Raw genomic sequence first — 11,621 nt, forward strand, 5'->3', positions numbered from 1 at the left:
AACCATCTTAAAAAAGGAATATAATAGAAGTGAGGGCCGAACAAGGTTCCGGCCACCGAAAGCGAATGTCCGGCAAGACATTGTTGTCACCGGGAAAAATGAGGGAGGCATTCGTTTGCACGATACTTTTTCCAAAGAGGAGCAGGAAGTGATTTACCGGGTGATCCGAGCCCGTCGGGACATCCGTCATTTTTCAAGCAAGCCGGTTCCCAAAGATGCATTGAAGAGAATTTTACAGGCGGCTCATTTTGCGCCTTCGGTCGGATTTATGCAGCCGTGGAATTTTATTTTTGTCAACTCTTATGCATTGCGCCGGTCCATAAAAGATCAATTTATCGAGACCAACCGGGGGCAATTGGAAAAAATCCCGGAAGAAGAGCGGAAAAAGTTGTACCGGGATTTAAAGTTGGAAGGGATCATGGAAGCGCCGGTGAATGTGGCGGTCACCTGTGACCGGAATCGCGATGCCCCTTTTGTGTTGGGGCGCGGTCCCATGCCGGAGACCGATTTGTTCAGCACGTGTCTGGCCATCCAAAACATGTGGCTGGCGGCCCGTGCCGAGGGCATCGGGATCGGCTGGGTCAGCATTTTGGACCAAGAGAAAACGGAGGAACTTTTGAAGTTGCCGGAAGGAGTCCGGCTGGTTGCCTATCTTTGCATCGGCTATCCGGTTGAATTTCGTCCCAAACCCATGTTGGAAGAGAAAGGTTGGAAATCCCGGTTGGATTTGTCGAAACTGATTTATGAAAACGAGTGGGGTAACCCGTTGGAACTGGAGCAGATGGAGTGAGACCCGGAAGCCAAATTTCTTGTTTTGGAAGTTTGGCTTTTCTTTTTACAAGAAAGGGGGAAGCCATGATGGATGTGTTTCAACGGTTTGTACAGCAAAATGTGGATCAGGTTCAAACTGCAAAGTCGGAACGGGTGGTGATTTTGCCGAGGGATTTGGAAAGGTCGTTTGAGCATTATTGCCGAAAACGGAATCTGAGTTTCAACGAAGCCCTTGTAAAGTTGATAGAAGAAGCGTGCAAATCGGAGCAAAAAGGAAAAACGGATCAGTCGGCGGATGAACAGGAACCCGATGCGGCTTTGTTTATGAATGATGCTTTATAAAGCGATGTGAAGGGCTTGAAAAGGAGGGGCTTCGAATGATCGTCAGAAAACGGGGAAATTATTTCATTTTGATCAAACAACACGACCATGCGTTGATCGCAGGGGAAATGGCGGCGCATATTGATGAGCCGGTTCAGCCCCTCGCCAAAACGCTGTTTGCCATTTCCCACCATGATATCGGGTGGGAAGAGCTGGACCGCTCCGTGCTTTGGGATGAAAAAAACAATTGTCCGGTCAGCTTTTACGATTATCCGTTATTGCCCAAATTGGAAGCCTATACCCGGGGGATTTCCAAAGTGGTTGCCAATGATCATTATGCCGGTTTTTTATGCAGCAAGCATTATGCTTCTTTTTTTACCAATGAGACCGATCCCGCCTGCCGCAGGTTCCGGGAGCAGGAATTGGCCAGACAAAATCAGTTGCGTGAATATTTCACGGAAACTGAAGAAGAAAATATCGCCCGCAACTTCCGGTTGCTGCAATTTTTTGATCAGTTGTCGCTTTTTGTGTGCTTCAATGAACCCGGGGAAAATACCTTCCCGTTGTATAAAGACGGGATCTTCTATCAAGGGAAGCGGTATGAGTGGATCTGGGAGGGAAAAGACCGGTTGCGTCTTTCCCCCAACCTGTTTAAACAGTCCTACTCCATTGAAATCCCGTACCAAATGGTGGATTCCTACCGTCGCCTGGTCGGAAGCCAGACATACACACTCCATGTGATGGTGTGACGGAAAAGGAGGAGAAGAGTGGATGAACGTCAGCGGTTTCAATCACCTCACTTTGAGAGTGAGGAACTTGGAGCAAAGCCTCCGGTTTTATAGTGGTCTTTTGGGAATGAAACTGGTGCACAAAGGCCGGAAGGATGTCTATCTGGAATGGGGGAATGCCTGGATTTGCTTATTGGAAAGGCCGGAAGAAAGTTCCGCCGCATCGGGTCCCGGAATGGACCATGTGGCTTTTACCATCCGCGAACCGGATTTTTTTCATGCAGTTTCCCTTTTGAAAAAAAATCAGGTGGAGATGGTGAGGGAACCAGTTTTCCGGGGAGGAGGATGGTCCGTCCAGTTTAAAGATCCGGATGGCATCGTGCTGGAGCTTTTTACAGGAAATTTAGAGAAAAGAATGATTCATTGGACAGCTTGAACCACGAGGAGAAAAATCAGTTCACAAAAATTGCCGTTTTTTTGGGTCTGCAATGTTGCAGATGAAGAAAGACGGCATTTTTTATGTAAAAAATTTAATAATCAATTAATAAAAACAATGATTTAATCGCATTCATCTATTTTTATAAATAATAACATTGTCGATGAAGCGAGTCCCGACAGAAAAAATGTGAGCCAAATAATAAAATTGATAAAAAATTCGCATCTGCAAATTTTACGAAATTGTGTTGAAAAAAGTACGATTTATGTAATATTATATGGAAAAGGAAGAGTTATGACGACGGTTTTTACAAGGGGGGAGGATGCCTGCTCCCATTTTTGATAAAGAAGTGATTGTGCCGGGCGGATGAAAAGCCGCCTGATGTTTGATTAAATCGGTTTGGCATGGAGTTTTTCTTTCAATGTTTATTTTTAATGAGGGACAGGAGGGATTGAAGTGAAAGATCCCAAACAAATTTTAGAGTCGTTTCGTACAGATGTTCAATCGCGAAACCTTTACTCCAGCCTGTTGAGGCAGTTTGACCTTGAATATCCCAATCCAAGGGGAAACCGGCGCAAACCCAAGCCGTTGGCAGGAAAAAACGTGAATCAAATGGCTGCGGCGTTGTCGGTCTGCTTGGTGACGGGTTTGTCGGCGGGAGTGGGAACCGCTTTTGCCAACAGTGATTTCGGACCCGGCCAACATCCGTTGGATGAGCCTCCGAGCAAACCGGACCAGAAAATCGAGCAACCGCAGTCCGAAGGAAAAGAATTGGAAAGAAAATTGTCGGACCAACCGGTGGAATTGGAAAATAAGATAGAAACCCCGAAACCTGAAAAGGATCATCAACCAGCAGAGAAAGAATTTCCCTCCATGAAAGAAATTCCTGAAGACATCGGCAAAGCGGTCATTCCATCCGATTCTCCAAAAGTGAAGGAAAAAGAAGCGGTATCATCCGATAATCCATCAGACATGGAAAATTCATCCTCAGACGAAAATCGTCCGCAAGTGTCGAATCTTCAAGAAGTTCCCAAAGAATCCGCACAGCCTGAATCCCGACAGCAAGAGGAAGTGAAACCATCCCACGACCGGGAAGAAAGCCCGGTGGCCAACCAGATTGTCTCCGAAGTGACGAAGCCAAAAGAGTCCATCGAGGAGAAGCAATATTCGCCCAAAGCGGCAAACGCTGAAAATAAAGAAAACGCCGGGGCTGAGACCAAGCATTTGGCTGCAGCCGGTGACGAGGAACAAAATCAGAAGCAAAACCGGCCGCAAACGGAAGAAGGCGGGGTTTTGCCGGATACCGCCGGGAATGACTTAAACGGCGTTTTGCTGGGAAGCGCTTTGTCCATGCTGGGCTCCGTTTACGTGCTTCGCAAGAATAAGGTGGAATCGTCTTGAAATGGGACAAAGCCGTTGCTCTCTCGATTGTGATCTTGGGAGCTTTTTACGCCGGTTATTCAGGGGTTTCGTATTTCCTGAAACGGCAAACGGTGGAAACCACGTCGGAGGCCGTTCCCAAAGCGGTGGTGGAGGCCGGAACGGGCTCTTCACCGCAAGAGGATTGGCTGATTGTCCCCGAGGAGAAAAGGCCGGAGAAAGGGGAACATTTTGCTGATTTGATCATTCCCGCGTTGGAGGCCAAAATGCCGATCATTGAGGGAACGCATGAGGATGAGCTGGACAAAGGAGTCGGACATTATGCCGGAAGTGTGCTTCCGGGAGAACCGGATAACGCCGTTTTATCGGGACACCGGGACACGGTGTTCCGCAAAATCGGCCGGTTGGAGCCGGGAGATTCATTGATCGTCCAATCTGAATACGGCAAATTTGCATATACGATTACCAAAACATGGATCACCACCCCGGATGACCGCACAGTGATCGTCCCGCATGAAAAACCGGTACTTACCCTGACAACCTGCTATCCGTTCACATATGTCGGACCGGCTCCAAAACGATACATTATCCAGGCAGAACAGATGACAAAACTTGAGTGACTTCTCAGATCATTAAGGAGGAGAAAAATGGAACGGCCGATCATTCGCCGCAAGATTCCGAGGATTTTGTTTTGGCTGCTCATTATTTACACGGCATGTGTTTCCACGGTGGTTTTGGCCATTCAATTCGGCTTGATTCAGTTGCCCCCGCGCCAATTGGAAGCAGCCGGAGGAGAACCTGCACAAAAAAACACACAGCCTGTCATCGGGGAACTTGCTTTTGCGGAACAATTCGCCAGAGAATATCTTTTTTGGACGCAAGGAAAAGAGGAATCCAGGGCAGAGCGGTTGAAGCCCTTTTGGAAACCGAATATGGATGTGCAAGGGGGGCTTGATTTTAAACAGGTTCAGTGGAATTCTTACGCCCGCAACGTGAGTGCATGGGCGGTCAAAGAAAGGGATGACCGGTCCGGTGTGACGGAAGTGACGGTATATGCCGAAACCATTCTCAGCAACGTGAAGAATCCCAATGACCAAAAGAGAGTGGACCGGTATATGATTGTTCCCGTCAAGAAAGCCGGAGAGTCTTATCTCGTCGTGGGATACCCCCGTTTTATCCCGCCGCCGGTGGCAGAGGCACCCGCTGAGGAGGAAAAGAGCGGGAAAGACAATGGCGGGGAAGCGGTTGACCAAAAGATTCGTGACGAAGTGGAACAGTTCATGAAATCTTTTTGGAAGGTGTATACCACCGGAACATCTGAAGAAATTGCTTATTTCGAAAAAAACAATCAATCTTTGCCCGGTTTGACCGGAATCATGTCATTTTCCGAAATGAAACAGCTTACCGTCCGTAAAAAACAGGATGTCTATCTTGCCGATTGCGATGTCTTGCTTGAGGATCTGGCTTCGGGAGCCAAGATCACGGATCATTACCGCTTTGAGCTCGTCAAAGAGGGCGGGCGTTGGTATGTAATCAGTACGGAACAAGGAGAGGTCTGACGAGATGGCACATATGATGTTACTTGCAGCAGGCCCTGGCGAAAAACTCCAGGAAACGCTCGGGGCGGAAATCGGATCGTTGTTTTTTCTGGCAGTGATTTTTATCAGTTTGACATTGTTTTGGAAACGCGCATTTACTGCGTTCATCGGTTTTGCGTTGTTTGCGATGCTGGTCAGCGTCTTCATTTTCCAACCCGAATTGATTTCATCACTTGGTTCCGACGGATTTCGCTGGTTGTTCGAGGCTTATTTGGAATGAAGCAAATTCGTGTGTACAACCAGGTTTTTCGCATTGAAAAAACCGTCTATTCCATACAGGGAATCCATTTACCATTACCGGTATCTTACCGGCAAATGGCGTTTTTTGTCGGAGCCTTGATTGTGATGGTGATTTTAAACAAGTTTCCGCCGGTCAGCTGGATCGATTTTTTTCTTGTGAAATTTATAGGGATTCCAGCCTTGGTTTCGTGGTTTTTTACAAGAAAAACGCTGGATGGCAAAGCGCCGCACCGGTTTATCATACGATGGATCGAACATTTTTTCAGTCCGCATCACTTTGCGCGTTACAAGGAAATTGAAAAACCTAGAGATCCGTATCAATACGAAGGGGAAGTATCATACCGATTTGCATCCAGGAGGGAGTTGCCGTGACGCGCATACCTTTTCCCGTGAAGTATTTTGAAGATAACTTGGTTTTCGGGCAAGATGGAGCCGTTTATGCTTATTATGAGTTACAGCGGTTTAATTATGATTATCGGTCAATGGATGATAAGCTCAGCCTCCATTCGAATTTGGAGGCTTTTTATTGGAATATCCATGCAGATACGCATGCATTGGTTGTGCCTGAATACCAAAGCCTGGAAGAGCAGCGCCGGGCGATGGAGACAGGCTTGTGTGACGAATTGAAAGAGACGGGAAAAAAGCATATTCAGGCGGCAGTGGAACATTTACGCGGAAAAGAAATACACCAAAATCGTTTTTTTATGGGCGTCAAGTTGAAGCCAGCCACGGTCAAAGGGCTTTCTTTTTTGAATGAGCTCCGTTATATCTGGAAGGATTTTAAAAGGTATTTAAACAATCAAGCCGGAACGGACGCCCCGGAGGTTTTCGAAGAGGAAATCCAGGCGTATCGTGTGCAGGAGGAAATGATTTTTTCCAGGATCAATGGTTATTTGCGTGCCAGACGTGTGGATACCGCTGACTTGGAATGGTTGATCCGTCGGGGATTTTATCGCGGGATCGGGGAAGCGCCGCGGCGGAAAGATTGGAAACCCAAGGCTCTTCCGGCAGAAGTCAAAGGGAAAAAAGGAATTCGTCCGGCCAGGGATATTTTGACATTGGCAGAAGGCCGTTTTGATGATTCGCACGGCCGGAATTTGATCGTTGAGCAACACGTGTCGGGAGAAAACAAAAAAGGATATATGGCTTTTCTGACGATTTCTCACATCCCTGATAAATCGCCTTTTCCGGGATTGGAATGGTTATATCATCTGCAAAACCTTTCGTTTCCCGTGGAGGCCTCCGTCCGGACGGAGACGATCGAGTACGCCAAAGCGTTATCCCAGGTGTTGAAGAAGAAAAAAGAACTGAAAGCCGAGGACGAACACGCAGCGGAAAGCGGCGTGGAAACTGCATATCACATTTTGCACAGCCGCCAGGATGCCAATGAACTGGAAAACCATTTGCGAACCGATAAATTTCCATTAATCACAACTTCTGTCGTTTTATGTGTCTATGCTTCTTCGCTTGAAGAGTTGAACTTACGGATTCAGCTGGTGAAAGATTTGTACAGTGACATGATGATTCAAGTGGAAGTTCCCTACGGAGACCAATGGCGCGGATTTAATGAATTCATTCCCGGTGCGAAAAGGTACATCCACGACTATATTCATTACATGGAGCCGGCTGCCGTGGCCGCCGGAATGATCGGAGCCACCCGGCAGCTCGGGGACGGACAAGGTCATTTTATCGGGATGTCCCGCAATTTGCCGGTCTTTTTCCAACATGACCGGGGCCCCAAGGATAAAAAATTGAGCACGACCGCTTCCGCCGCATTTATCGGGGCATTGGGGGCCGGAAAATCGCTGGGGGCCAATTTACTTGCCTATCAAGCGCTGTTAAACGGTGCCAAAGTGCTGATTTTTGACCCCAAAGATGAGCGGGCGCACTGGGTGGATGCACTGCCGGAATTAAAGGACATGACCCGGGTGGTCACCCTGCGGGCAAGCAGTGAAGACCGCGGGAAGCTGGATCCGTTGGCGGGCGTGGTCAGCCCGTCTGAAAAACAAGCGGCGGGCGAGACGGCCAAAAAAATACTGCAGTTTTTGGCGCGGTCCGAAGACGGCACTTATGAGGCAATTGTGATTGGAAAGGCTGTCGATGAAGTGTTGAAACATCCGGACCCGAGCATGATGAAAGTCATTGATCAATTGCGCAAGGTGACCAAAGAAGCCCCGGAAAAACGGCAGGACAGCCTGGAAGAGATTGTGGATGTGTTAAGCTATCTGGCAACATCCGGGCAAGGCCAGCTGTTGTTCGGAGATGGCACGCAAAAAGCCATTGATCTGTCCATGCGTTTGACCATTTTGCAGGTGGAGGATTTAAAACTTCCGGATGAAAGCAAATCCGATTATGGCCGGATGGCCATTGCGCTCTTGATGGCGATTTCCGATTTTTCCCGCCGCTTTTCCAACCAGTCGTCGAATGAGTTTAAGCTGGTATTGTTTGATGAGTCATGGAGATTGGCGAAAGTCAGTGAAGGAAGAGCGATTTTGGAAGAATTGGTACGGACCGGGCGCAGCAAGAACGCCGCCATCTACTTAATCAGCCAAAACGCCAAAGATTTGTTGGGAGAAGAGATTCGGTCCAATCTGGGGTGCCGGTTTGTTTTCCGGTGCCGGGATGCAAAAGAAGCGGAAGCGGCCTGCCATATCCTCGGCATTGAGCCGAATGAAGAAAACATTGAAACGATTCGGAGCTTGCCGACCGGAACCTGTTTGATGTCCGATTTGGAGAAGCGGGTGAATGAAGTCGAAATCCGCGTTTTGGAAGAGCGGCTGTTTGAGGCTTTCGACACCCGTCCCGGTTCCAGGAAGCAAAAACGACCCAAAGATGTGCAACCGGATGCATATCAATCTGTCCCATAAAGGGGTTTCCGATAAAGAATAAAGCGGAGGAGACCTGCTCGATGAACAGAAGACAAAATCTGCTAAGATTTCTTGTTGTTTTCATACTGATCGCCGGCATGCTGGGGAATCATCCCGTCACCATGGCCCAGGAAGAGCAAGAGCAGCAACAAAAATCGGATGGCTACAGCCTGATTACCGATTTGTTGACGATTTTCCCGAAGGAACAAGTTGAAAAAGCCAAAGCCAAAGGATATGATGTGCGGTTTGCCAAATATCAGCCCAGCCAGTATAACCTTGAAATTTACACCGACGAGACATCCATGTTTGAATGGGACACAAAAATATCCAATCAGGCGTACATTCTGCTCAACGAGATTAACAACTTTATCTGGCAAGCGTTGTTGTCGTGGAACTTTACCGTGATTTTGGTTGTGGAGAATGCCTTTTCCCTTGATGTGGTGGATCAGTTTGCCGATGCTGTGGAAAAAGCGGTTCAGCAATTGGCCGGCTTTACCGGGGCGGGTTACGGAAACACAGGATTGATGGGCAACTTTATGACATTGATGATCATTATTGCCGGAGCTTGGATTGCATACAAAGGATTGATTAAGAAAAACACAACGGAAGCTCTGACCGGAATGCTCACCAGTGTGGCCATTTTGATCCTGGGGATCGCTTTTTTTGCCAATGCCGGCAGTGTGATGAAATATTTGAATGAAATCAGCAGCGGCCTGAGCCAAGAGTTGATGGGGGTCGGCATTGAATTTCAGGAAGACCTGGATGAAGATAAGATGAATTACCCCGCGGAGGTTTCGTCCCTGGTCATTTCCGACAAGCTCTACAATATGATGGTTTATGAACCTTACATCATGTTGCAGTATGCAAAAACTTCCAATGATTCCGAGTTGACCCGGGGGAGAATCGAAAAAATCCTGGCTTTTAAACCCGGAAGCACGGCACGGGAACAGGCCGTGGAATATGAAGCCAAAGAAATGAACAACCCGATGGTGAAAAAGGACGGGGTTTTCCAACGCTTAACCTTGTTAATTCTGCTCTGTGTTTCCCATTTTATCTTGGGATTGCTTTTTTTCATCATTGCCGGAGCGATGATTGTGTATCAGTTTTTGTTCGTGCTGATTGCTTTGTTTGCTCCCTTTGCCTTTTTGATCGCGTTAAACCCGTCTTGGTCCAGTGTTGCCGTCAGTTGGTTTAAAAAGTTTGTCGGTTATCAGTTGATCAAATTGATCATCGGTGTTTTCTTCAGCATGTTGCTTACCATCTCGCAATTCCTCTATCAAATGAGTCCGCCGGAACAGGTGGGTTATATTTGGACCATTGCCATGCAACTGATTTTGGTGATTGGTGTCATTTGGAAACGGGAGGAATTGTTCAGCATCATGAAAGCCCCCATGGGCAAAATCGATGACAGCTTGAAAGGGCAATTTAATATCCAAATTCCGATCCAACAGATGACCAAGTACACCCAAACACTCGCGCAACGAGCCGGAAAGATCAAAGTGCGGAAATAGCTGCTGGTTTGCATCGGCGGTTTTGGCAAACAGGAGGGAAAATGATTGTTTAACACAAATTTGCCCAGTGGACGCCGTCGCCTGTTTTTATTGGTTTTGTTTGTTTTTGTGGTTGCCGGGTTTTCAGCCAAGTATCTGCTGATCCATCTTGGCTGGGTGGGAAATGCCGGTCAGCAGGATAAAAAGCCTCAGAGCCAACCGGAACAAACCGCAAACCCGGAGGAGGTTTTACCCACTTTGTCACCGGAGCAGCTCCAAAAGGCGCAACAAACGGCAGATGCTTTCATGCGGGCTTATGCAAACCGCAATACAGATGAGGTGGACCGGTGGCTTCAGTCAGTGAAGCCTTATGCCTCGGATTCCTTGTTGGCCTTGCTCGAAGAGGAGACAAATTTCCTGAAAGAAAAAGGCGTGAAATTCATCAGCGTGTTGAAAGAAATCCACAATCTCCATTGCCAGGAGCAATCGGGTGAAGTCCGGTGTTTGGCGGAGACCGTCGCCGAAGAAAGCGAGAACGGAAAAACCATTCCCATCGAGCGGGTTTATCAGGTGACATTGACGGAGCAAAACGGGAATTGGATTGCACAGGAGGTGGAAGTGCGTGGAAGTTTTGACTAGACCGAAACTTTCCGCCCTCCGCCGCCGTCAAATCCGGAGAAATCAAGGGTTGTCCCGGAATGTCAAAGGGTTTGTCTTCCTTTGTTTGATGGGGATGGCCACATTTGTTTTCTTTTTCATTTCCGTTCTGGGAGCGGTGTTTGTCAGTTTGTTTTCATCTTCCTCTTCCAAAACAAATCAAATGGAACAATGGGAAGTGGCGGAAGGTTTTCCGAAAGAGGCGGAAGCCTACTTGCCCATCTATCAGGAAGCCGGGAAAAAATACGGCGTGCCTTGGCAAATCCTGGCTGCCATCCACAAAGTTGAGACCAATTTCGGCCGGGATTTGAGGGAAAGTTCCAAAGGAGCGAAGGGACACACGCAATTCATGGATAAGACGTGGGTCGGATGGGATTACCCGGGCGGAACGCGTTTGGGGGATTTGCCCGATTCCGTGGATATCACGGATCCGAAATTGATTGAAAAATACGGTGGATATGGGGTCGATGGGGATCAGGACGGCAAAGCGGATCCGAACAACCCGGTTGATGCCATTTATTCCACCGCCCATTATTTGGCGAGAAATTATCAGGAGGGAAAAGATTGGTTTGCCCGTGGCGGACCGGTCTGGCAATACAACCATGACTATGAGAATTATGTGCTGAAAGTCAAAGAATACGCTGAATCCTTTGCCAAGCCGGTGATTTCAAAAGCAAACGGCCTTGCTTCCGGCGGGTTTCTCTGGCCGGTGGAAGGGGGAAAGGTGACGTCCCCTTTCGGGCTTCGCTTTCACCCCTTGAAAAAGGTGTATCGCAAACACGAAGGGATTGATATTGCCAAACCTTTGGGATCCCCCATTTTTGCCAGCAATAGCGGTGTGGTGGTGGAATCAAGGACATCCAGCGGGTATGGCTGGAAGATCGTGATTGATCACGGAAACGGCTACCAAACCCTGTATGCCCATATGTATCCGCAAGATGTCCAAGTCCGTGTCGGACAGGAAGTCAAAAAAGGGGATGTGATTGCCAAGGTGGGTTCCAACGGATGGAGCACCGGTCCCCATTTGCATTTTGAAATTTTAAAAGACGGGCAAGTGGTTGATCCGATGAAAATACTGAAAAAATGAATCCTTGCTTCTGATTGGTGAAGGGAAAGAAGGACAGCGGGAGAAT

13 protein-coding genes are annotated in these 11,621 nt (G+C 48.0%); all 13 read left to right on the forward strand.

All coding sequences use genetic code 11. The features are described from left to right. Positions 1–115 precede the first annotated feature (115 nt). The 13 genes from bluB (at position 116) to NYE37_RS11960 (ending at position 11,575) form a co-directional block, all read left to right on the forward strand. Entirely contained in the window at positions 116–790 is a 675-nt protein-coding gene (gene bluB, locus NYE37_RS11900; RefSeq protein ID WP_340712061.1) for a 5,6-dimethylbenzimidazole synthase, read from the forward strand. Between the two features lie 68 nt (positions 791–858). After that, positions 859–1,113 carry a hypothetical protein gene (locus NYE37_RS11905; protein WP_131470855.1) on the forward strand — a complete coding sequence of 85 codons (255 nt, stop codon included), beginning with the start codon at positions 859–861 and terminating at the stop codon, positions 1,111–1,113. Between the two features lie 35 nt (positions 1,114–1,148). Further along, positions 1,149–1,841, forward strand: coding sequence for a DUF3891 family protein (locus NYE37_RS11910; RefSeq protein ID WP_049719639.1), 693 nt, complete (start codon positions 1,149–1,151; stop codon positions 1,839–1,841). Between the two features lie 22 nt (positions 1,842–1,863). After that, positions 1,864–2,256 carry a VOC family protein gene (locus NYE37_RS11915; protein WP_049719640.1) on the forward strand — a complete coding sequence of 131 codons (393 nt, stop codon included), beginning with the start codon at positions 1,864–1,866 and terminating at the stop codon, positions 2,254–2,256. Between the two features lie 456 nt (positions 2,257–2,712). Then, the gene (locus tag NYE37_RS11920) at positions 2,713–3,657 is read left to right on the forward strand and encodes a hypothetical protein (RefSeq protein ID WP_037994086.1); all 945 of its coding nucleotides are present in this window, start codon (positions 2,713–2,715) and stop codon (positions 3,655–3,657) included. Next, complete coding sequence (locus tag NYE37_RS11925) at positions 3,654–4,256, forward strand: class D sortase (protein WP_049719641.1); 603 nt, start codon at positions 3,654–3,656, stop codon at positions 4,254–4,256. The genes NYE37_RS11920 and NYE37_RS11925 overlap by 4 nt, the downstream gene beginning before the upstream one ends. 27 nt (positions 4,257–4,283) lie before the next feature. Beyond that, entirely contained in the window at positions 4,284–5,195 is a 912-nt protein-coding gene (locus tag NYE37_RS11930) for a conjugal transfer protein (RefSeq protein WP_037994087.1), read from the forward strand. A gap of 4 nt (positions 5,196–5,199) precedes the next feature. Beyond that, on the forward strand, positions 5,200–5,454 hold the full coding sequence (locus NYE37_RS11935) for a hypothetical protein (RefSeq protein ID WP_037994088.1): 255 nt from the start codon (positions 5,200–5,202) through the stop codon (positions 5,452–5,454). Next, positions 5,451–5,846, forward strand: a complete 396-nt coding sequence (locus tag NYE37_RS11940) for a TcpE family conjugal transfer membrane protein (RefSeq protein ID WP_037994089.1) — start codon at positions 5,451–5,453, stop codon at positions 5,844–5,846. The genes NYE37_RS11935 and NYE37_RS11940 overlap by 4 nt, the downstream gene beginning before the upstream one ends. Then, positions 5,843–8,341 (forward strand): ATP-binding protein, encoded by a 2,499-nt coding sequence (locus NYE37_RS11945; protein ID WP_052186651.1) that lies wholly within the window; start codon positions 5,843–5,845, stop codon positions 8,339–8,341. The genes NYE37_RS11940 and NYE37_RS11945 overlap by 4 nt, the downstream gene beginning before the upstream one ends. Positions 8,342–8,382: 41 nt before the next feature. After that, positions 8,383–9,852 (forward strand): CD3337/EF1877 family mobilome membrane protein, encoded by a 1,470-nt coding sequence (locus NYE37_RS11950; RefSeq protein WP_037994090.1) that lies wholly within the window; start codon positions 8,383–8,385, stop codon positions 9,850–9,852. A gap of 45 nt (positions 9,853–9,897) precedes the next feature. Next, positions 9,898–10,470 carry a hypothetical protein gene (locus NYE37_RS11955; RefSeq protein ID WP_037994092.1) on the forward strand — a complete coding sequence of 191 codons (573 nt, stop codon included), beginning with the start codon at positions 9,898–9,900 and terminating at the stop codon, positions 10,468–10,470. Next, the gene (locus NYE37_RS11960; RefSeq protein WP_121874378.1) at positions 10,454–11,575 is read left to right on the forward strand and encodes a peptidoglycan DD-metalloendopeptidase family protein; all 1,122 of its coding nucleotides are present in this window, start codon (positions 10,454–10,456) and stop codon (positions 11,573–11,575) included. Before NYE37_RS11955 ends, NYE37_RS11960 begins: the two co-directional genes overlap by 17 nt. Positions 11,576–11,621: the final 46 nt, after the last annotated feature.

Source organism: Thermoactinomyces sp. FSL K6-2592 (assembly GCF_038006465.1).
GTDB lineage: Bacteria > Bacillota > Bacilli > Thermoactinomycetales > Thermoactinomycetaceae > Thermoactinomyces > Thermoactinomyces vulgaris.

Bases quoted from the DNA above. Each gene is read 5' to 3' on its own strand.
- NYE37_RS11915 (WP_049719640.1), top strand. From the start codon at position 1,864: ATGAACGTCAGCGGTTTCAATCACCTCACTTTGAGAGTGAGGAACTTG.
- NYE37_RS11930 (WP_037994087.1), top strand. From the start codon at position 4,284: ATGGAACGGCCGATCATTCGCCGCAAGATTCCGAGGATTTTGTTTTGG.
- NYE37_RS11940 (WP_037994089.1), top strand. From the start codon at position 5,451: ATGAAGCAAATTCGTGTGTACAACCAGGTTTTTCGCATTGAAAAAACC.
- NYE37_RS11905 (WP_131470855.1), top strand. From the start codon at position 859: ATGGATGTGTTTCAACGGTTTGTACAGCAAAATGTGGATCAGGTTCAA.
- NYE37_RS11935 (WP_037994088.1), top strand. From the start codon at position 5,200: ATGGCACATATGATGTTACTTGCAGCAGGCCCTGGCGAAAAACTCCAG.
- NYE37_RS11950 (WP_037994090.1), top strand. From the start codon at position 8,383: ATGAACAGAAGACAAAATCTGCTAAGATTTCTTGTTGTTTTCATACTG.
- NYE37_RS11910 (WP_049719639.1), top strand. From the start codon at position 1,149: ATGATCGTCAGAAAACGGGGAAATTATTTCATTTTGATCAAACAACAC.